The organism is Nocardioides pantholopis, assembly GCF_003710085.1.
Taxonomy (GTDB): Bacteria; Actinomycetota; Actinomycetes; order Propionibacteriales; family Nocardioidaceae; genus Nocardioides; species Nocardioides pantholopis.
The window spans coordinates 3,476,205-3,496,440 of the sequence record NZ_CP033324.1 but is presented as its reverse complement, the minus strand read 5'-3'; the positions used below and the strand labels follow the sequence as shown (position 1 = coordinate 3,496,440).

At 73.7% G+C, this 20,236-nt stretch carries 19 protein-coding genes, 1 tRNA gene and 1 riboswitch; of the genes, 10 read left to right on the top strand and 10 right to left on the bottom strand.

Annotation, left to right across the window (positions count from 1 at the left end; genetic code table 11):
* Nucleotides 1–2 precede the first annotated feature (2 nt).
* Nucleotides 3–1,625, top strand: coding sequence for a metallophosphoesterase (locus EBO35_RS16790; protein WP_206422587.1), 1,623 nt, complete (start codon nucleotides 3–5; stop codon nucleotides 1,623–1,625).
* Nucleotides 1,626–1,652: 27 nt separating this feature from the next.
* On the opposite strand, the gene EBO35_RS16785 is transcribed toward EBO35_RS16790, so the two are convergent.
* Together EBO35_RS16785 and soxR are read right to left on the bottom strand one after the other, a co-directional pair.
* Entirely contained in the window at nucleotides 1,653–2,882 is a 1,230-nt protein-coding gene (locus EBO35_RS16785) for a DUF4032 domain-containing protein (protein WP_122818741.1), read from the bottom strand.
* Between the two features lie 46 nt (nucleotides 2,883–2,928).
* Nucleotides 2,929–3,372, bottom strand: coding sequence for a redox-sensitive transcriptional activator SoxR (gene soxR, locus EBO35_RS16780; RefSeq protein WP_122818740.1), 444 nt, complete (start codon nucleotides 3,370–3,372; stop codon nucleotides 2,929–2,931).
* A 135-nt stretch (nucleotides 3,373–3,507) separates the two neighbouring features.
* Between soxR and EBO35_RS16775 the strand changes: the two genes are divergently transcribed.
* A tRNA-Thr gene (locus EBO35_RS16775) sits at nucleotides 3,508–3,580 on the top strand.
* Nucleotides 3,581–3,605: 25 nt separating this feature from the next.
* Here EBO35_RS16775 and pdxY read toward each other — a convergent pair.
* From pdxY to EBO35_RS16745, 6 genes are all read right to left on the bottom strand, one after another.
* A complete protein-coding gene (pdxY, locus tag EBO35_RS16770; protein WP_122818739.1) occupies nucleotides 3,606–4,457 on the bottom strand; it encodes a pyridoxal kinase PdxY in 852 nt (283 codons plus the stop codon).
* 81 nt (nucleotides 4,458–4,538) lie between these two features.
* Nucleotides 4,539–5,321, bottom strand: coding sequence for a dioxygenase family protein (locus EBO35_RS16765; RefSeq protein WP_241153743.1), 783 nt, complete (start codon nucleotides 5,319–5,321; stop codon nucleotides 4,539–4,541).
* 73 nt (nucleotides 5,322–5,394) lie between these two features.
* A complete protein-coding gene (locus tag EBO35_RS16760) occupies nucleotides 5,395–6,048 on the bottom strand; it encodes a uracil-DNA glycosylase (protein ID WP_122819879.1) in 654 nt (217 codons plus the stop codon).
* Between the two features lie 65 nt (nucleotides 6,049–6,113).
* Entirely contained in the window at nucleotides 6,114–7,580 is a 1,467-nt protein-coding gene (locus EBO35_RS16755) for a pyridoxal phosphate-dependent decarboxylase family protein (protein WP_122818738.1), read from the bottom strand.
* Complete coding sequence (locus EBO35_RS16750) at nucleotides 7,577–8,920, bottom strand: MFS transporter (RefSeq protein ID WP_122818737.1); 1,344 nt, start codon at nucleotides 8,918–8,920, stop codon at nucleotides 7,577–7,579. Before EBO35_RS16750 ends, EBO35_RS16755 begins: the two co-directional genes overlap by 4 nt.
* Before the next feature lie 22 nt (nucleotides 8,921–8,942).
* Nucleotides 8,943–9,992 carry an alpha/beta fold hydrolase gene (locus EBO35_RS16745; protein ID WP_122818736.1) on the bottom strand — a complete coding sequence of 350 codons (1,050 nt, stop codon included), beginning with the start codon at nucleotides 9,990–9,992 and terminating at the stop codon, nucleotides 8,943–8,945.
* A 38-nt stretch (nucleotides 9,993–10,030) separates the two neighbouring features.
* Here EBO35_RS16745 and EBO35_RS16740 point away from each other — a divergent pair, with 38 nt between their 5' ends.
* On the top strand, nucleotides 10,031–11,602 hold the full coding sequence (locus EBO35_RS16740; RefSeq protein WP_122818735.1) for an FMN-binding glutamate synthase family protein: 1,572 nt from the start codon (nucleotides 10,031–10,033) through the stop codon (nucleotides 11,600–11,602).
* Between the two features lie 111 nt (nucleotides 11,603–11,713).
* Here the strand turns inward: EBO35_RS16740 and EBO35_RS16735 are convergent, their stop codons facing one another.
* Nucleotides 11,714–13,141 carry an alpha,alpha-trehalose-phosphate synthase (UDP-forming) gene (locus EBO35_RS16735; protein ID WP_122818734.1) on the bottom strand — a complete coding sequence of 476 codons (1,428 nt, stop codon included), beginning with the start codon at nucleotides 13,139–13,141 and terminating at the stop codon, nucleotides 11,714–11,716.
* Between the two features lie 137 nt (nucleotides 13,142–13,278).
* Between EBO35_RS16735 and EBO35_RS16730 the strand changes: the two genes are divergently transcribed.
* The gene (locus EBO35_RS16730) at nucleotides 13,279–14,649 is read left to right on the top strand and encodes a sensor histidine kinase (RefSeq protein ID WP_127479691.1); all 1,371 of its coding nucleotides are present in this window, start codon (nucleotides 13,279–13,281) and stop codon (nucleotides 14,647–14,649) included.
* Between the two features lie 7 nt (nucleotides 14,650–14,656).
* On the top strand, nucleotides 14,657–15,307 hold the full coding sequence (locus tag EBO35_RS16725; protein WP_122818732.1) for a response regulator: 651 nt from the start codon (nucleotides 14,657–14,659) through the stop codon (nucleotides 15,305–15,307).
* A gap of 4 nt (nucleotides 15,308–15,311) precedes the next feature.
* Here EBO35_RS16725 and EBO35_RS16720 read toward each other — a convergent pair whose 3' ends face one another.
* Nucleotides 15,312–16,364, bottom strand: a complete 1,053-nt coding sequence (locus EBO35_RS16720; RefSeq protein WP_122818731.1) for a Gfo/Idh/MocA family protein — start codon at nucleotides 16,362–16,364, stop codon at nucleotides 15,312–15,314.
* 143 nt (nucleotides 16,365–16,507) lie between these two features.
* Between EBO35_RS16720 and EBO35_RS16715 the strand changes: the two genes are divergently transcribed.
* From EBO35_RS16715 to EBO35_RS16695, 5 genes are all read left to right on the top strand, one after another.
* A complete protein-coding gene (locus EBO35_RS16715) occupies nucleotides 16,508–16,804 on the top strand; it encodes a DUF3263 domain-containing protein (protein ID WP_122818730.1) in 297 nt (98 codons plus the stop codon).
* 3 nt (nucleotides 16,805–16,807) lie between these two features.
* A complete protein-coding gene (locus tag EBO35_RS16710; RefSeq protein WP_241153742.1) occupies nucleotides 16,808–17,314 on the top strand; it encodes a LytR C-terminal domain-containing protein in 507 nt (168 codons plus the stop codon).
* A 45-nt stretch (nucleotides 17,315–17,359) separates the two neighbouring features.
* The gene (otsB, locus tag EBO35_RS16705) at nucleotides 17,360–18,205 is read left to right on the top strand and encodes a trehalose-phosphatase (protein ID WP_122818729.1); all 846 of its coding nucleotides are present in this window, start codon (nucleotides 17,360–17,362) and stop codon (nucleotides 18,203–18,205) included.
* An 84-nt stretch (nucleotides 18,206–18,289) separates the two neighbouring features.
* Nucleotides 18,290–18,434, top strand: a riboswitch (SAM riboswitch).
* 10 nt (nucleotides 18,435–18,444) lie between these two features.
* Nucleotides 18,445–19,758, top strand: a complete 1,314-nt coding sequence (gene thrC / locus EBO35_RS16700) for a threonine synthase (RefSeq protein ID WP_122818728.1) — start codon at nucleotides 18,445–18,447, stop codon at nucleotides 19,756–19,758.
* Nucleotides 19,759–19,883: 125 nt separating this feature from the next.
* Nucleotides 19,884–20,162 carry a MoaD/ThiS family protein gene (locus EBO35_RS16695; RefSeq protein WP_122818727.1) on the top strand — a complete coding sequence of 93 codons (279 nt, stop codon included), beginning with the start codon at nucleotides 19,884–19,886 and terminating at the stop codon, nucleotides 20,160–20,162.
* Nucleotides 20,163–20,236: the final 74 nt, after the last annotated feature.

The following is a 20,236-nucleotide window of genomic DNA, read 5'->3' as shown; positions in this document are numbered from 1 at the left end:
TGGTGAGCGACCCGGAGCAGACCGAGCCCGCCAGCGCCCCGGAGCCGGCCAGCGGTCAAGCCGGCCGCGCCCTGGTCGTGCTCGGCTACCTCCTGGCGTGGGCCGTGCTGGCCGGCGTGCTCGGCACCGCCCTGTTCCTGAACACCGACCGCGCGGTGACCGTGGCCAGCCACGACGCGGTGATCACGCCGACGCTCTCCTCCGAGGTCGTCGTGAACACCGGCCCGGTGCTGCCGGACCTGCGGCTGGACTCCGGCAGCCGGCTCGGCGTGGAGGTCCAGCTCGGCAAGACCGACGCGGAGTCCACCGAGGCCCTGGTGGCCCGGTACGGCTACCTCGCCAGCCAGCCCGACGGCGTGGAGTCCCGGATCCGCTCCAGCCTCGAGGACATGGCCCTGGAAGCCGCCGTGCGCGGCGCGCTGCTCGCCGCGGTGCCGGTGCTGGTCTGGCTGCTGATCGGCCGGACCCGTCGCCGTGAGCTGCTGGCGCAGCTGCCGACCTGGCGCGGGCTGCTCGCGGTGGTCGTCGCCGCTGCCATCGTGGCCGGCGTCGTCGTGCCCTGGGGGAGCACCGAGCAGGACGAGGACGATCCCAGCCGGGAGTGGACCACGCTCGCGGACTTCCTGGGCCCTGAGGTCCCACTGCCGGACGAGGCGGCCCGGCTGGAGGTCCGCGGCGACGTGACCACGAGCCAGACCCGGCGCCTGATCGAGAGCGCCGTGGACACCTACGAGAAGTCCAAGACGTTCTACGCCACCGCGGCGGAGGCCGCGGCCGACCTGGACCTGCGCACGCCCGCCGAGGACGAGACCGTCGCGGTGCTGGTCTCCGACCGCCACGACAACATCGGCATGGACAAGGTCGCGCGCGCCATCGGCGACGCCGCCGGGGCCAGCGCGGTCTTCGACGCCGGGGACGACACCTCCACGGGCCGGACCTGGGAGGCGTTCTCGCTGGACTCGATCACGGCGGCCTTCGACGACGGCCCCTACCAGGACCAGCGGTGGGCGGTCGCCGGCAACCACGACCACGGCTCGTTCGTCAGCCGCTACCTGGCCGACCTGGGCTGGACGATGCTCGACGGCGAGGTGGTCGAGGGGCCCGACGGGTCCACGCTCCTCGGCGTCGACGACCCCCGCTCCAGCGGGCTGGGCAGCTGGCGCGACGAGACCGGGCTGAGCTTCGAGGAGGTCGGGGACCGGCTCGCCGACGCTGCCTGCGCCGCCGCCGAGGACGAGGGGCAGCGGGTCGGCACCGTGCTGGTCCACGACGCCAACCTGGGCCGCGAGGCGCTGCGGCGCGGCTGCGTCGACCTGGTGGTCGGCGGCCACCTGCACGTGCAGAGCGGGCCGGACCCGATCGTCGCCGAGGGCGGCGACTCCGGGAACGAGGGGTCCGGCGGGGTCGGGTGGACCTACACGACCGGCACCACGGGCGGGGCGGCGTACGCCATCGCGGTCGGTAGCAAGATCCGGCGTGCCGCCCAGGTGAGCCTGCTGACCTACCGCGACGGCCGGCCGGTCGGGATCCAGGCCGTGGACCTGCAGACCAACGGCCGCTTCGAGGTGGGCGACTACGTCGCCCTCCAGCTCGACGAGACCTCCGAGGCGGCAGCGGTCCGCTGAGCGCCGGGCTCGCCCGGGGCGCCGCGCTCAGCCGGACGAGGCCTCGGGGGCGAGGTCCGTGGCGACGGCCTCCTCCGGCCGCGCGGGCAGCACGTGGGCGACGTAGTCGGCGGCGGTCTCGAAGATGCTGACCTCCCGGCCGGCCCGCTCGGAGAGGTACCACCGGTGCACGAGGACCTCGTGGAAGAACTCGGCCGGCTCCAGCTTGCCGCGGTGCGCGGGCGGGATCATCGCCACCAGCGGCTCCCAGACCTGGGTCAGCCACCGGTTCGCGACCAGGCTGCGGTCCTCGCGGCCCAGGTCGTTGGTCGCGGTGAAGGCCGCGATGTCGTTGAGCAGCCGACGCGCCTGGGCGTCCTCGACGTTCAGGCCGGTGAGGGCCTGCAGCTCGCGGCAGTGGTGGCCCAGCTCGACGACCTTGGGCTGGATCCGGACCCGGTCGCCGTCGAAGTCGGTGACGATGTCGAGCTCGTCGACGTCGAAGCCCAGGTCGTTGAGTCGCTCGATGCGCTGCTCGATGCGCCACATCTCGGCGGGGGAGAACTCCTCGACGTCGGTCAGCTCGGTCCACAGCTCGTCGTAGCGCGCCCGGATGGAGAGGGCGATCTCCGCGGCCGCCGCGGAGGCGTCGAGCGATCCGCTGGCCTGCAGGTCCAGCAGCTCGGCGAAGACGTTCTCGGTGGCGACGGTGAGGTCGTACTCGCGCATCCGGCGCGAGAGCGAGGACTTCAGCTCGCCGGTCTCGGCGTCGACCAGGTACGCCGCGAAGCCGCCGGCGTTGCGGCGGAACAGCACGTTCGACAGCGACACGTCGCCCCAGTAGAAGTCCGCCAGGTGCAGCCGCACCAGCAGCACGACCAGCGCGTCGATGAGCGAGGGGACGTTGTCGGCGCCCAGCCCGTGGGCGAACAGGCTGCGGTAGGGCAGCGAGAACCGCAGGTGCTCGGTCAGCAGCGCGGCCGGCAGCTCCTCGCCCTCGGCGTCGGTCCGGCCGGTGACCACGCCCAGCGGGGTCACCGCCGGCAGCCCCAGCCGCTGCAGGTCGCGCAGCAGCCGGTACTCGCGGAACGCGATCGGCTCGACGGTCTCCTTGACCGCGTAGGTCCGCTGGCCCAGGCGCACGATCCGGACCACGTGGCGGGAGAGCCCGCGGGGGAGCGGGACGACGTGCTGGTCGGTCCACTCCTCCAGTGGCACCGACCAGGGCAGCCCGAGGATCGCCGGGTCCGGGCGGCTGGCGACGATTCGCAGCCCCATTCGGCCCACCCTAGGTGCCGGACCGGCCGGTGTCATGGGGCTGGTGTCATGGGGCTGGGGGCGGCTCGAGGAGCACGGCTCCGCTCCCGTGCTCGGCGGCGACGTCGCCCGGGTTGCTCAGGGCGCAGCTCCTCAGGCTCAGGCAGCCGCAGCCGATGCAGCCGTCCAGCCGGTCGCGCAGCAGCTCGATGCGCCGGATCTGCTCGTCCAGGCGCGGGCGCCAGGACCTGCTCAGCCGGTGCCAGTCGGACTTGGTCGGGGTCCGCCCGTCCGGGAGCGTGGCCAGGGCCGCGGCGATCTCCTCCAGGCTCAGGCCGACCCGCTGGGCGCTCCGGATGAACCCCAGGCGGCGCAGCACCTCCTGCTCGTAGCGACGCTGGTTGCCGGTGGTCCGGACCGAGGAGATCAGCCCGCGGGCCTCGTAGAACCGGATCGCCGAGGGCGCCACGCCGGCGCGCTCGGCGACCGCTCCGATGCTGAGCAGGGACATGCCGCCAGCCTGGCCGTTGCTCAAGTCCGCTTCAAGTCTGTTCCCCGGCGCGTCCCGGCTGGCGGCCTCCGGTGTGGTCTCCCGCGCAGCGGCCGCTCGCGGCCAACTACCATGTGCGCGGCCCTTCGGGGCCGTGCCGGTGTAGCTCAGTTGGTAGAGCGCCTCTCTTGTAAAGAGGATGTCGCGGGTTCGACTCCTGTCACCGGCTCCCTGCGCTCCATCGCGGGTCCGCCTCAGCGGACCCGGCGTACCTCGAACTCCTCGGCCGGGGAGGCGATGGCGTCCTGGGCGGCGATGATCTGCAGCTCCCGCTCGCCGCTGTCCAGGGTGGTGCGCAGCACCGAGAAGACCGACGAGGCCGTGCGCGCGAGCGCGACGGCGGGGTCGCCGGTGCTGTGCAGGTGGGCGGTGAACAGTGCGGAGGTGACGTCGCCGGAGCCGTTGGCCTTCATCGGGAGGTACGGCGTCTGGACCAGCCAGGCGCCCTCGCCGGTGACCGCCATCATCTCGATGGTGCCCTCGGGCCGGTCCGCGCGCTCGACGCTGGTGACCAGGATCGTGCCCGGGCCCATCGCGCGGGCGGCGTCGGCGGAGGCGAGGATCTCCTCGAGCGTGTGCGGGTCGGTGTCGGTGAGGTAGCCCAGCTCGAACTGGTTCGGGGTGATGATGTCGGCGACCGGGACCACCCGCTCGCGCAGCAGCACCGGGATGGCCGGGTTCACGAAGCAGCCCGACCGGGCGTTGCCCATCACCGGGTCGCAGGTGTACGTCGCGCGCGGGTTGGCAGCCTTCACGCGGGCCACGGCGTCGATGATCACCTCGCCGATGTCCTCCCCGCCCTGGTAGCCGGAGAGCACCGCGTCGACCGACGGCAGCACGCCGCGCTCCTCGACGCCGGTGATCACGTCGCGCACGTCGGCGGCGGGCAGCAGCGGCCCGCGCCAGGCGCCGTACCCGGTGTGGTTGGAGAAGTGCACGGTGTTGACCGCCCAGACCTCGTGGCCCAGGCGCTGGAGCGGGAAGACTGCGGCGGAGTTGCCGACGTGACCGTAGGCGACCGAGGACTGGATGGAGAGGATCTGCACGGGCTGATCCTCCCGCTCGCGACCTCCGTCGGCAACCGAGTGTCGCGGCTCGGGACCAGGAGCCGCTCGAGCCTTCCGGGCTCAGGCCACCTGGAGGCTGCGCTTGGACAGGCCCATCCAGAACCCGTCGACGACCTGGAGCCCCGGCTGGTCGGCGCTGGTGGCCGCGCCGAGCGTGACGAACAGCGGCGAGTAGTGCTCGACGGTCGGGTGGGCGTAGGGCATGCCGGGGGCCCGGTCGCGGTAGGCCACGAGCTCGTCGACGTCCCCGCGGGCCATCGCCTCCCCGGCCCAGGCGTCGAACTCCCGCGACCAGCCGGGGGCGGCCGCGTCGATGCGGAACTCGGTGAGGAACGGCAGGCCGTGGGTGAGGAAGCCCGAGCCCACGATCAGCACGCCCTCGTCGCGCAGCGGGCGCAGCCGCCGACCGAGCTCGAGCAGCTTCTCGGGGTCGTGGGTCGGCAGTGACATCTGCAGGACCGGGATATCGCCGGCGGGGAACATCAGCTTCAGCGGCACCCAGGCGCCATGGTCGAGACCGCGGCGGGTGTGCTGGTGGACCGGCTCGGTGTCCGGCATCATCGCCGCGATCCGCTGGGCGAGCGCTGTCGAGTCCGGGGTCTCGTAGGTCATCCGGTAGTACCTCGGGTCGAAGCCGCCGAAGTCGTAGACCAGCGGCGCCCGGTTGGCGCTCAGGCTCAACGGCGCCGACTCCCAGTGCGCACTGACGATCAGGATGGCCGTCGGGCGCGGCAGGTCCGCCGCCCACGCGGCCAGCTGCCCGGACCACACCGGGTCGTCGAGCAGCGGCGGCGCACCGTGCCCGACGTACAGGGCGGGCATCGGGTCCGCGGGGGAGGTCATGCACCCAGAGTAGTTGATCATTCAACTTGACCGGCGGTCGGCACCGCGGCCCACACTGCGGCGACGCCCCACCTCACCCCGGCAGCGACCAGTCCACCGGCTCCCCACCCTGCTCGACCAGCAGCTGGTTGACCCGGCTGAACGGGCGGGAGCCGAAGAACCCGCGGGACGCGGAGAGCGGGGAGGGGTGAGCGGAGGCGACGTACGGCGTGCTGCCGAGCATCGGCACCAGCCCCTGGGCGTCGCGGCCCCACAGGATCGCGGCCAGCGGCCCGCCCCGGGCGGCGAGCGCGCGGATCGCGTGCTCGGTGATCTGCTCCCAGCCCTGACGCCGGTGCGAGGCGGACTCGCCGGGCCGGACGGTGAGCACCCGGTTGAGCAGCATCACCCCGCGCCCGGTCCAGGCCGACAGGTCGCCGTGCGCGGGCATGGTCAGGCCCAGGTCGGTGCCGAGCTCGCGGTAGATGTTGGCCAGGCTGCGCGGGACCGGCCGCACGTCCGGGTCGACGGCGAAGCTCAGCCCGATCGGGTGCCCGGGGGTGGGATAGGGGTCCTGGCCCACGATCAGCACCCGGACGTCGGCCAGCGGCGCGCGGAACGCCCGGAACACGTGCTCGCCGCTCGGCAGGTACGGCCGTCCGGCGGCGAGCTCGGCGCGCAGGAAGTCGCCCATGGCCACCACCCGGTCGTCGACCGGCGCCAGCGCCGCCGCCCAGTCCGGCGCCATCAGGCCGCGGTCCACCAGCCCGGCCAGCCCGGCCAGCCCGCCAGGGGTCGTCACGGGATCCGGGGTCACCGCGGCGCGGAGGGGTACGCCGGCCGCGAGAGCCGGTCCAGGAAGGTCACCATCAGCGCCTCGCGCAGGTCCGGCGCCGCGACCTCGAGCAGCGCGTTGACCTCCGCCATCCGGCGCGGCAGGGCGAGCGCGCCGCCGTCCCCGGACGAGCCCAGCCCCGCCGCCGCGAGCAGGCCGTCGAAGTCGGCGGCGCTCAGCGTGGCCGGGTCGAGCGCGCGCAGGAAGTCCGCGATGCCGCTGTCGACGCGCACCGGACCGGCCGCGACGGCGGCGGCCACGGACTCGGCGAGCGCGGCCAGGAGCTCCTCGACCGAGGCCAGGGTGGCGGCGCTGACCGAGAGGTGCACGGTGCTCGGGCCGCCGGCGTAGGCCATCTGCGGCTGGACGTACCAGCCGCGCTCGAGCATCTCGTCGCAGATCGTGAACACGTCGCAGGCGTCGTCGGTGGTCACCGCGACCAGCGTGGAGTCCGGGACGGCCGCGAGCCCGAGGTGCTCGATCCCGGCGACGCCCTCGACGATCCGGTCGACGGCGGCGAAGACGTCAGCGGCGAGCTTCTCGTAGCCCGCGTCGCCGAGCGTCTGCACCACCGCCCAGGCGCCGGCCAGCGGGCCGCCCGACTTCGTGGACTGCATGGTGGCGTTGAGCATCGTGTAGCCGGGCCAGGCCGCCGAGGCGAAGAACTGGGGCCGCCGCAGCTCCGGCGTGCGGTGCAGCAGCAGCGAGGTGCCCTTCGGGGCGTAGCCGTACTTGTGCAGGTCCACCGAGATCGAGGTGACACCCGGCACCGCGAAGGTCCAGGGCCGGACGGCGCGCCCGAGCCGCGCGGCGTACGGCAGCACCCAGCCGCCGATGCAGGCGTCCACGTGGCAGCGGATCCCGCGCGCGGCCGCGAGGGCCGCCAGTTCCTCGACCGGGTCGACGACCCCGTGGGCGTACGACGGGGCGCTGGCCACGACCAGGACCGTGCTGTCGTCGAGCGCGGCGGCGGTCGCGGCGGGGTCGGCGCGGAAGTCGGCGCCGACCGGGACGACGCGCGCCTCGACGCCGAAGTAGTGCGCGGCCTTGTGGAACGCCGCGTGCGCGGTCGCCGGCATGACGACGTTCGGGCGCGCCAGGTCCGGCCGGCTGTCGCGGGCGGTCTGGACGGCGAGCAGCACCGACTCGGTGCCGCCGCTGGTCACCGTGCCGACGACCGTGTCCGGGGCCGTGCCGGACGGGGTGAGCAGCCCGGCCGCGAAGCCGACCAGCTCGTTCTCCATCTGCAGCAGGCTCGGGAACGCCGTGGGGTCCAGGCCGTTGGACCCGGCGTACGCCGCGACCGCCTCGCGGCCGATCCGGTCCACCTCGGCGAGCCCGGAGTCGTAGACGTAGGCCAGCGTGCGCCCGCCGTGCACCGGCAGGTCGGCGGCCTGCAGGTCCCGGAGCCGGGCCAGCACGTCCGGGGCGTCGGGGTCGCTCATGGCTCGACCCTAGACGCGTCCAGGGAGTAGCGGCCCAGCCAGACCAGGCTGGCCGCGACCAGCACCGCAGGCAGCAGCGAGAAGCCCAGGACGATCGCGGTGAGCGCCGAGTCCGGCTGGGCCACGCCGCTGCCGGAGCGGTAGCCGCCGAGCTGGAGGACCAGCGCGAAGACGGCCGGGCCGAGGGCCAGCCCGAAGGTCTCCCCGGCGGTCCAGACACCGGTGTAGACCCCGACCCGGTTGCTGCCGGTACGCCGCGCGTCGACCGCCGCCGCGTCCGGCATCATCGCCAGCGGGAAGACCTGCGCCCCGGCGTACCCGATCCCGCTGAGCGCGACGGCGGCGAAGAGCACCCCGGCGGGCGCGCGGTCGGCCAGCACGCACAGCAGCGAGCCCGCGACCAGGAACAGCGAGGCCGCGACGTATCCGCGCTTCTTGCCGACCCGCTGCCCGACCGCCGACCAGACCGGCGTGAGCAGCAGTGCCGGGGCGACGAAGCAGGCGAAGAGGACCGGGACCGCGCCGGTGCTGTCGAGGACGTCCTCGGCGAGGTAGTCCACGCCCGCGAGGATGCAGCCCACGGCGAGGGCCTGCACCACGAAGGCGGTCAGCAGCAGCCGGAAGTCCCGCGCCCCGGCCACGATCCGCAGCTGGTCGCGCAGGGTCCCGGCGCCCGGCTGCACGGCCCCGATCGGCGCGTGCCGGGTGCCGCGGTAGGCCGCCACCACGCCCACCGCGATGAGCAGCGCCATCGCGACCCCCATCAGCCGGTAGCCGTCGCGGCCGCCGACGGCGTCCCGGATCGCCGGGGCGGTGGCCCCGGCGAGCAGGATGGTCAGCGCCAGGATCGCGACCCGCCAGGTCATCAGCCGGGTGCGCTCGTCGTAGGACGGCGTCATCTCGGCCGGCATCGAGACGTAGGGGACCTGGAAGAACGCGTACGCCGAGGCGCAGGCCAGGAACAGCACCAGCACCCAGGCGGCGGCGAGGCCGGTGGGCAGGTCGGGGGCGGCGAACAGCAGCGCGAACGCCACCGCCAGGGCCAGCCCGGCCCGCAGCAGCCAGGGGCGCCGGGGACCGCGCGGGTCGGTGGTGCGGTCGCTGATCCGGCCCGCGATCGGGTTCAGCACCACGTCCCAGGCCTTGGGCAGGAAGACGATGACGCCGGCCACGATCGCCGCCAGCCCGATCTCGTCGGTGAGGTAGGGCAGCAGCATCAGGCCGGGGACGGTGCCGAACGCCCCGGTGGCGACCGAGCCCGATCCGTAGCCGAGGCGGACCGAGCGGGGCAGCACCTGCCCCGGAGGTGGACCGCCGGGGTGCTCGGTGGTCGTCGGCATGGCCGCAGGGTAGCGGCCGGGGTCAGGTCCGCGGGGCGCGTTTCCTCGGGGCCGAGGCGGGCTCCGGAGCGGTCTGGAACCACTCCTCCAGGACCGGCCAGGTGCCGTCCCGGGCGCCGCGGCCGGTGAGCATCCCGAGGTGGCCGCCGGGCACGATCTCCAGCCGGGCCTCGGGGGAGCCGGTCAGGTGCGGCAGCACGGCCCGGACCGCCGCGACGGGAGCGATGCCGTCCTCGGCGCCGGCGAGGACCAGCACCGGCACCCGGACCTTGGCCAGCGCGACCCGGCGCCGGCCGACCTTGAGGGTGCCGCTGGCCAGGGCGTTGCCGGGCAGGAACCGGTGGTGCAGCTGCCCCCAGGCGCGCCCGCGGTACGACGCGGCCTGCTCGCCGAGGCGGGCGACGGCCTCGACCTGGGCGAGGTACTCGCGGTCGTCGAGGTGGGTCGCGACCGACAGCGGGCCGGCCAGCAGCCCGCCCAGCGGCAGCAGGTCGGTGGTCCGGCGCAGCAGCGGGTGCAGCGGCAGCGGCCGTAGCGGGGCCACCATCGGGACCTCGGCGGTGTCGGTGGGGGTGGCCAGCAGGCTCAGCGAGGCCAGCGGCAGGTCCGGCCCGGAGGCGGCGGCCAGCAGCGCGAGGGTGCCGCCCAGGCTCCAGCCGACCAGGTGCACGGGCCGGCCGCCGGCGTCGTCGGCGACGGTGCGGACCGCCGCGACGGTCGCGGCCAGCCACGGCGCCAGGTCGAGGTCCCGCTCGCGGAAGGAGACCTCCGGCAGGTCCACGGCGTACGTCGGGCGGCCGGTGTCGACCAGCCGCTCGACCAGCGAGCAGCCGCGGCGCAGGTCGTAGCAGGTCCACGGCAGCGCCACCGGCGGGACCAGCAGCACCGGGTCGCCCGGGCCGGGCGCGGGCACGCCGTCCTCAGGCCGGAACCGCAGCACCCGGTGCCCGTCGCCGGAGCCGATCACGTCGTGCGAGGCCGGGCGCAGGTCGGCCAGGCCCTGGTTGAGCAGCAGCGAGGCGACGTTCCCGGCCGCGGCGACGACCTGGACTGGCGAGGGCAGCAGGTCCATGCCTGGAAACGTACCCCGCGTTCGGGGTACCACGGGGAATGAAGCTGACCCGAGCTGCCGCCAGCGGGGCCGCCGCCCTCGGTGCGGTCACCGTGTACGACCTCCTCCAGCGCAAGCACGCGATCCTGCGCAACTACCCGCTGGTCGGCCACCTGCGCTTCCAGCTGGAGCGCTTCGGCCCGGAGCTGCGCCAGTACATCGTGACCTCCAACGACGAGGAGCGGCCGTTCAGCCGCGACCAGCGGCGCTGGGTCTACGCCTCCTCCAAGCTCGAGAACTCCTACTTCGGCTTCGGCACCGACAACGACATCGAGAACGCGGCCGGCTACCCGGTGCTCAAGCACCGGACGTTCACCGGTCCGGGCGCCGCGACGCACCGGCACACCGAGGAGGCCGTGCAGGTGCCCGCCGCGAAGGTGCTGGGCGCGGCCCGCGGCCGGCGCAAGGCGTTCCGGCCCGGCTCGGTCGTCAACATCTCCGCGATGAGCTTCGGCTCGCTCTCGCACACCGCGATCGAGGCGCTCAACCGCGGCGCGGCGATCGCCGGCTGCCTGCAGAACACCGGCGAGGGCGGGCTCTCGCCGTACCACCGCCACGGCGGAGAGCTGATCTTCCAGATCGGGACTGCATACTTCGGCTGCCGCGACGAGCAGGGTCGCTTCGACGTGGAGCGGCTCAAGGGGCTGATCGCCACCGCCCCGGTCCGGGCCCTGGAGATCAAGCTCTCCCAGGGCGCGAAGCCCGGCCTGGGCGGGATGCTGCCGGGCGCGAAGGTGAGCGCGGAGATCGCCGAGATCCGCGGGATCACGGCGGGGGAGGACTGCGCCTCACCGAGCCGGCACCAGGCCTTCCACGACGTGGACTCGCTGCTCGACTTCGCCGAGATGCTCGCCGACGAGACCGGCCTGCCGGTCGGGATCAAGTCCGCGGTCGGCAACTTCGACTTCTGGGACGAGCTGGTCGAGCACATGGCCACCGGCGAGCGCGGGGTGGACTTCGTCAACATCGACGGCGGCGAGGGCGGCACCGGCGCCGCTCCGCTGGTCTTCGCCGACTCGGTCGCCTATCCGTTCCGGATCGGCTTCAGCGAGGTCTACAAGCGGTTCGCCGAGGCCGGGCTCGCCGACGACGTGATGTTCATCGGCGCCGGCAAGCTGGGTCTTCCCGAGAACGCCCTGGTCGCGTTCGCCCTCGGCGTGGACATGGTCAACGTGGGCCGGGAGGCGATGCTGTCGGTGGGCTGCATCCAGGCGCAGAAGTGCCACACCGACCGCTGCCCCACCGGCGTGGCGACCCAGGACCGGCGGCTGGCGCGCGGGCTGGACCCGGAGCTGAAGTCGGTGCGGGCCGCGAACTACCTCACCTCGCTGCGCCGCGACCTGCTCAAGGTCTCCGAGGCCCTCGGGGTCGCGCACCCGTCACTGATCACCCCCGACGACGTCGACATCCTCGACGGCACCTGTCGCCGGACCCCGCTGCGGGAGATGTACGGGTACGCCGAGGGCTGGGGGCAGCCGGGCCCGCTCCTGCGCGCGCAGGTCGCGGCGCTGATGGCCGACGAGCTGCCCGGCAGCGAGGACGCCCCGCACACCTCCAGCGGCCCCGCCTGAGGCGGTCTCGACACGGTCGCTGCGCTCCCGGCTCGACCACCGCCCCGGTGATCGAGCCGGCCGAGCCGCTGGGCGAGGCCGTGTCGAGATCCCGGCCCGGGGCGGCGCCGCCTAGGAGCGCTTGGCGGGGCGGACGGCCTTGCCGTGGGAGGAGCGGACGTCGGCCAGCTCGGTCATGAAGCTGTCCGCCCAGGCGGCGACGTCGTTCTGGGTGACGGTGCGCCGCATCGCCTTCATCCGGCGCGTCGTCTCCTTGGGCTCGGCCCGGTAGGCCTCGAGGAGCGCTGACTTCATGCCGTTGATGTCGTAGGGGTTGACCAGCCAGGCCTGGCGCAGCTCCTCCGCGGCGCCGGCGAACTCCGAGAGCACCAGGGCCCCGGTGTTGTCGGTGCGGCAGGCGACGTACTCCTTGGCGACCAGGTTCATGCCGTCGCGGTAGGGCGTGACGACCATGATGTCGGCGCTGCGGTAGAGCGCTGCCATCTCCTCGCGCGGGTAGGAGGAGTGCAGGTAGCTGATCGCGGGCCGGCCGATCCGGCCCAGGTCGCCGTTGATCCGGCCGACCAGCCGGTCGATGTCGTCACGCAGGATCCGGTACTGCTCGACCTGCTCGCGCGAGGGCACCGCGACCTGGACGAACACCGCGTCCTCGACGTCGAGGTGGCCGTCGGCGATCAGCTCGCTGAACGCGCGCAGCCGGGCGTAGATGCCCTTGGTGTAGTCGAGCCGGTCGATGCCCAGGAACACCTTGGTGGGGCTCCCGAGCGCCTCGCGGATCTCCTTGGCCCGCGCCGCGACCGGCTCGGAGGTGGCGAGGTCCTCGAAGCCCTGGGAGTCGATGGAGATCGGGAACGCCGCGGCGCGCACGGTGCGCCCGTCGGGCAGGTAGACCAGGTCCTTGTGCGTCTTGTGGCCGACCCGCTGGCGGACCAGGCGCACGAAGTTGCCGGCCGCGCCGTGGCCCTGGAAGCCGACCAGGTCCGCGCCGAGCAGCCCCTCGAGCAGCTGGCGTCGCCACGGGAGCTGCTGGAACAGCTCGCCGGGCGGGAACGGGATGTGCAGGTAGAAGCCGATGCGCAGGTCGGGGCGGATCTCGCGCAGCATCTGCGGCACCAGCTGCAGCTGGTAGTCGTGGACCCAGACCGTCGCGCCCTCGGCGGCGTTGTCGGCGGCCTTCTCGGCGAAGCGCCGGTTGACCGAGACGTAGGCGTCCCACCACTCCCGGTGGAACTCCGGCTTGGCGACGAGGTCGTGGTAAAGCGGCCACAGGGTCCCGTTGCTGAACCCCTCGTAGAAGAGCTCGATGTCGGTCTGGCTCATCGACATCGGGACCAGGCTCATGCCGTCGTGCTCGAACGGCTCCAGGTCCTGGTCGGTCCCGCCGGGCCAGCCCAGCCAGACCCCGTCGTTGGCGCGCATGACCGGCTCGATGGCGGTCACGAGACCACCGGGCGAGAGTCGCCAGCCCGGGGTGCCGTCCGCCTGCTCGACCCGGTCGACCGGGAGCCGGTTGGCGACGATCACGAGGTTGTTCGGCACGCCTCAACCCTAGGGGCTGGGGCCTAGCCGCGTGCGGCAGCCCGGGTGCTGAGCAGGGGAGTGTCGGGCTGGCCCCACCCCGGACCCGGGTGCTGGCAGGATCGTGCCCGGCCTGCCGCGCGAGAAGCATGGTGGCCATGGACGAGACGACCACGCTGACCCCGGGGATGAGCCCTGTGACGACCCCGCCGCCGACCCCGCCCCCGACACCGCCCCCGGCCGGACCCTGGTCCGGCCCCCGGTCCGGCACCGCCGAGCCGCCCCGCGGCGTACGCCGGGTGCTGCTGGAGTCCGGCTACGCGATCTCGGCGTTCGTGCTGGCGCTGCCCGCCTTCGTGCTGACGGTGGTCAACCTGGCCCTGGGGGTCGGGCTCTCGGTCCTGGTCGGCGGGGTGCTGCTGCTGGCGCTGGCCACCCAGGTGGCGCGCGGGTTCGCCCGCCTCGAGCGGCACCGGCAGCGCACGATGCTGGGCCGGGCGGCCGCCACCCCGCGCTACCTCTGCGCGCCGCGCGGCTCGGGGATCTGGCGGCACGGGCTGACCTCGCTGCGCGACCCGCAGTCCTGGCTCGACGTCGGGTGGTGCCTGGTGGGGCTGGTGACCGGCACGCTGGCGTTCCTGGTGACGCTGGTCTGGTGGGCGGTGAGCCTGGCCGGCCTGACCTACTGGACCTGGCAGGGCTTCCTGCCCGACGGCGAGTACGGCGGCCTGGCCGAGCTGCTCGGGCTCGGGGAGGGGCGACTGACCGAGAGCCTGCTCAACCTGGCCGCCGGCACCCTGGCCCTGCTGACCCTGCCGTACGCCGTCCGGACCGTGACGCTGCTGAACGCCGGGACCGCCCGGGTGCTGCTGTCCAGCCGGGCCGACCTCCAGGCGGAGGTACACCGGGTGGCGACCGGCCGCGACGCGGCCCGGGACGCCGAGGCGTCCTCGCTGCGGCGCCTGGAGCGCGACATCCACGACGGCCCGCAGCAGCGGCTGGTCCGGCTGAGCATGGACCTGGGCCGGGCCCGCCGCCAGCTGGACCGCAACCCCGAGCAGGTCGGCGAGACCCTGGACGCCGCGCTGGTGCAGGCCCGCGAGACCGTCGAGGAGCTGCGCTCGCTCTCGCGCGGGATCGCACCGCCGATGCTGGTCGACCGGGGGCTGCGGGTCGCGCTGGAGGAGCTGCTCACCCGCTGCCCGGTGCCGGTCGAGGCCCGCATCGACGTCCCCGACGGGCTGCCCCCGCACGTGGAGACCGCTGCGTACTTCGTGGTCAGCGAGGCGCTGACCAACGTCGCCAAGCACAGCGGCGCGACCCGGGTGCTGGTCGACGTCGGCGTCACCGAGGGCGACCTCGGCATCCGGGTGGAGGACGACGGGATCGGCGGCGCGCACCCCGGCAAGGGCCTCGGCCTGGCCGGCCTCCAGCAGCGGCTGGTCGGGGTCGACGGGGTGCTGGCCGTGGAGTCCCCGGCCGGCGGGCCGACGGTGCTGCGCGCGCTGCTGCCGCTGGAGGCGGGATGATCGCCGGATGAGGATCGTGGTCGCCGACGACTCCTTCCTGCTGCGCGAGGGCCTGCAGCTGCTGCTCGCCGAGGCCGGCCACGACGTGGTCGCCTCGGTGGCCGACGGGCCGGCCTTCGTGGCGGCGATGCGCGAGCACCGGCCCGACGTCGGGATCGTCGACGTGCGGATGCCGCCCAGCCACACCGACGAGGGCCTGCGGGCCGCGGTCGACGTACGCCGGGAGTGGCCGGCGGCGCGGCTGATGGTGCTCTCGCAGTACGTCGAGGTCTCCTACGCCGAGGAGCTGCTGGCCGCCGGCGAGGGCGGGGTCGGCTACCTGCTCAAGGACCGCGTCAGCGACCTCGACGACTTCCTCGCCGGTCTGAGCGCCGTCGCCCAGGGCGGCACGGCGCTCGACCCGTTGGTGGTGCGCCAGCTGATGGCGCGCCGTCCCGACCCGCTCGCCGGGCTCACCCCGCGCGAGCGGGAGGTGCTCGCGCTGATGGCCGAGGGCCGCTCCAACACCGCGATCGCCGCCGCGATGGTGGTCACCCCCGGCGCGGTCGAGAAGCACACCCAGCGGATCTTCGCCAAGCTCGGGCTGCTCGCCGGCGACGATGCAGCCCACCGGCGGGTGCTGGCCGTGGTGCGGTACCTGCGGGCGGCGGGCGGGTGACCGCTCAGGCGGGGTCTCCGGCGTACACGACCCCGACCTGGCGCCGCAGGTCGTCGAGCTGGCGCAGGATCGTCAGCGTCTGCTCGTGGGGGACCAGCGGGCTCTCCCGCAGCCCGGCCCGCACGCAGCGGTCGACCTCGGCGATCTCGTTGCCGTAGCCGCGTCCCAGCACCGGCTCGCGGCCGGTGACGACGACCTCCGCTCCGGGCGCCGCGGTGTCGTTGGTGCCGGAGCCGTACGGCAGGAACACCGCCCGGTCGGGGTGGTGGAACTGGTCGGAGATCACGATCCGGCCCTCGTCGGTGGCGATGGCGGCCGCCCGTGAGGACCACGACGACATCGAGGCGTTCATCGTCGCCAGCGCCCCACCCGGGTAGGCGCCGGCGATCACCACGTCCAGGTCGATCCCGGACGGCGCCAGCGTGGCGATCGCGCGCAGCGACTCGGCCTCGCCGAGCATCAGGTGGGCGAAGGTCAGCGGATAGATCCCCATGTCCAGCAGGGCACCGCCGCCGAGGTCGGGGTTCATCAGCCGGTCCTCCGGGGGCGCGTCCACCCGGAAGCCCAGCTCGGCCTGCAGCTGGCGCGGGGTGCCGAAGCGCCCGGCGTGCAGGTCCTCGGCGAGCTGGCGGACGACCGGGTGGCAGGCGGTCCACATCGCCTCCATCAGGAACCGGTCGTGGCGCCGCGCCAGCGCGACCATCTCCTCGGCGGCCGCGGCCGAGAGCGTCAGCGGCTTCTCGCACAGCACGTGCTTGCCGGCCTCGAACGCCATCCGGGCGTTCTCCAGGTGCAGGGCGTGCGGCGTCGCGACGTACACGACCTCGACCGCGGGATCGGCCACCAGCTCCTCGTAGGAGGCGTACGCCGTGGCCGTGCCCGTGCCAGTGGTGGTGGAGGTGGCGTCGGGGTGCTCGGCGACGAACGCGCGTGCGGACTCCAGGCTGCGCGAGCCGACCGCGACCAGCTCGGCGCCCGGCACCAGCGCCAGGTCCGCGACGAAGGTGTGGGCGATCTTGCCGGTGGCCAGGACACCCCAGCGGACGGGATCGGTCATGGCCCCACCCTAGGGAGCCCCGGGCCCCGGGCCCACCGACACGGCATCGGCCGTGTCGAATGACATCGTTGTGGTTCGGCCACTACAGTGGGCAGCCGTAGACCGCGAGATCACTCGCCGCCGCCCTTCCTGGGAGACATCGCATGGACACCGCGAAACCCCTCCACGACGCCGAGGAGCCCGTCGCCTCGGGCCTCAGCGAGCGCGACAGCGACATCCTGGAGTTCGAGCGCCAGTGGTGGAAGTACGCCGGCGCCAAGGAGACAGCGGTCCGCGAGAAGTTCGACATGAGCTCGACCCGGTACTACCAGGTCCTCAACGCGCTCATCGACCGGCCCGAGGCCCTCGAGGCCGACCCGCTGCTGGTCCGCCGACTGCGCCGCCTGCGGGCCGCGCGGCAGCGCCAGCGCTCCGCTCGCCGGCTCGGCTTCGAGGTCTGAGTCGTGGCGGGCAACCGGACCAACCGACGCGGCACGGTCTTCCCGTCGCCCGTGGTGATGCTGAGCATCATCGCGGTCGCGATGGCCGCCATCACGTTCGTCGCCACCCGGGGCGGTGAGCCGACCGAGCGCGATGTCACGCCGGTCGCGCAGCCGTCGACCGCGCCGCCGAGCCCCACCGCCACGGCGGCTCCCCAGGCCCCGAAGCCGAAGCCGAAGCCCAAGCCCCAGGTGCGCCGCGCCAAGGTCTACGTCGAGGTCTACAACAACTCCAACATCCGCGGCCTCGCCGGCCGGGTGGCCGGCCGCGCCGCCGACGTCGGCTGGCAGGTCGTCGGCTCCGACAACTGGTACGGCACGGTCCCGACCACCACCGTCTACCACCCGCCGCGGCTCACCGCCGCCGCCAAGATGCTCGCCCGCGACCTCGGCATCCAGCGGGTGCACCCGGCCGAGGGCGCCATGAAGCTCGACCGGCTCACGATCGTGCTCACCGGCGAGCTCGGCTGACCCCCAGCGCGGGCGGGTCCTGCGACCGCGTGGCAGGCTGAGGGCATGGAGTTCACCTCCCCCGCCGGGGAGCAGAAGTACGCCGAGTTCGTGCGGGCCGCGCCTCGCGCGGTCGTCGCCTGCGACTTCGACGGCACTCTCTCCCCGATCGTGGACGACCCCGAGCAGGCACACATCCACCCCGACGCCGCCGAGGTGCTCGTGGACCTGGCCGGCCAGGTGGCCGCGATCGCGGTGATCACCGGCCGCCCCGCACGCCAGGCCCTGGACCTGGGCGGGCTGGAGGAGGTCGGCAACGCGATCGGCGACGCCGGCAAGGAGCTGTACCTCTTCGGGCAGTACGGCAACGAGCGGTGGCGCTCGACGAGCCGCCGGATCGTCGCCCCCCGGCCCCCGCACGGCCTCGCCACGTTCCTGGCCGACCTGCCCCGGGCGCTGCGCTCGGCGGACGCGGCCGACGCCTACGTCGAGGACAAGGGGCTCGCCCACGCCGTGCACACGCGCCGGCTGCCCGACCCCGAGGACGTCTTCCGCCGGCTGCTCCAGCCACTGCGCGATCTCGCCGCCCGGCACGGGCTGGCGCTCGAGCCGGGCCGGCACGTGATCGAGGTGCGCGCCCCGGGCATGGACAAGGGCCAGGCGGTCGCGACGCTCGCCGCGGAGGTCGACGCGGGCGCGTTCCTGTTCGCCGGCGACGACCTCGGCGACCTCGACGCTTTCGAGGCCGTCGAGGCGCTGGCCAAGCAGGGCCTGCCGACGCTGCTGGTCTGCTCGGCCTCGGACGAGGAGAGCGCGCTGATCGAGCGCGCCGACATCGTCGTGCACGGGCCCGAGGGCGTGCTCGAGCTGCTGCGCAAGCTCGCCGACGACGCCCGCGCCGCCGCGTCCTGAGCTCCCCCCGGCGAGCGGGCGGCGCCCGTCCACATCGCGGACCCGGTGTGCAGATGCTGAGACGCGCGCCGTACTGTCGTGCCCAGCTCATCAAGAGGGACTGAGGGAACGGCCCAGTGAAGTCCCGGCAACCGCCACGAGCCTCCGCCTCCCGGACAGACCGGGAACGGATCGTGGAAACGGTGCCAAATCCGTCCGGACGCGAAAGTCGCCCCGGAGAAGATGAGGAGGAGGACTTCATGAGCGCTGTCGTCGCCGAGCAGGCATCCACCCCGGGCACCCCGGGCACCACCGACTCGACCTCGGGCACCCCCAGGCTCCGCGAGGGCGCCTTCGGGAACGCCACCTCACTGGCCTGTCGCGAGTGCGGCCACGAGGTCGCCCTGGGTCCGCACTACGCGTGTCCGGAGTGCTTCGGCCCCCTGGAGATCGCCTACGACTTCCCGGCCGTGACCCGCGAGGAGATCGAGGCCGGCCCCGCGAACATCTGGCGCTACAAGGCGCTGCTGCCGGTCCCGACCGACATCGAGACCAGCCCGAACATGGAGCCCGGCTTCACCCGGCTGCTCAAGGCCGACAACCTCGGCCGGACCCTCGGCATCGACAACCTGTGGGTCAAGGACGACAGCACCAACCCCACGAACTCCTTCAAGGACCGGGTCGTCGCCTGCGCGCTGAGCGCGGCCCGGGAGTTCGGCAGCAAGGTCTTCGCCTGCCCCTCGACCGGCAACCTCGCGAACGCCGTGGCCGCCGCCGGCGCCCGCGCCGGGATCAAGACGGTGGTCTTCATCCCCAGCAACCTCGAGCAGCCCAAGCAGGTCAACTCGGCTGTCTACACCGACTCGCTGGTCGCCGTGAACGGCAACTACGACGACGTCAACAAGCTCGCCAGCGAGATCGCGGGCGAGGAGGACGGCTGGGCGTTCGTGAACGTCAACGTCCGCCCGTACTACGCCGAGGGCTCCAAGACCCTCGGCTACGAGATCGCCGAGCAGCTCGGCTGGCGGCTGCCCGACCAGGTCGTCATCCCGGTCGCGTCCGGCTCCCAGCTGACCAAGGTGCACAAGGCCTTCCAGGAGCTGATCAAGCTCGGCCTGGTCGAGGAGAAGCCCTACAAGGTGTACGGCGCGCAGGCCACCGGCTGCTCCCCGGTCTCGGTCGCCTACAAGGACGGCGTCGACGCGATCCGCCCGGTCAAGCCGGACACGATCGCCAAGAGCCTCGCGATCGGCAACCCCGCGGACGGCATCTACGTGCTCGACATCTGCCGGGAGACCGGCGGCGCCATCGAGGACATCAGCGACGACGAGGTCCGCGAGGCGATCGTGCTGCTGGCCCGCACCGAGGGGATCTTCACCGAGACCGCCGGCGGCACCACGGTCGGCGTCCTGAAGAAGCTCGTCGAGACCGGCCAGCTCGACACGTCGCTGGAGACCGTGGTCATCAACACCGGCCACGGCCTGAAGACCCTCGACGCCGTCAGCGGCTCGGTCGGCCCGGTGGCCACCATCGACCCGTCGTACGCCGCGTTCGTCGCCACCGGCCTGGCCTGACCCCCGGCCGGCCCGGTGGTCGAGCCGCGAGCGCAGCGAGCGTGTCGAGACCCCCGGCCGATGACTGAGCAACCCCTCGGTGGTCTCGCCTCTCGTGACCCCCGCACCGTGAGAAGGAACTGATCATGAGCGTCTCCGTCCGGATCCCGACCATCCTGCGCACCTACACCGGTGGCGAGTCCGAGGTCACCGCCTCGGGCGCCACGCTCGCCGACGTGATCGACGACCTGGAGTCGAACCACGCCGGGATCAAGGCGCGCGTCCTCGACGACAACGGCCGGCTGCGCCGCTTCGTCAACGTCTACGTCGGCAACGAGGACGTCCGCTTCCTCGACGACCTGGCCACCCCCACCCCGGACGGCACCCAGGTCTCGGTCATCCCCGCCGTCGCGGGCGGCTGCTGACCCGTCCCGCCTGGTCGATCGCCGGCCCCGCTGGTCGAGCCCGGAGCGCAGCGACTGTGTCGAGACCGCCGTAC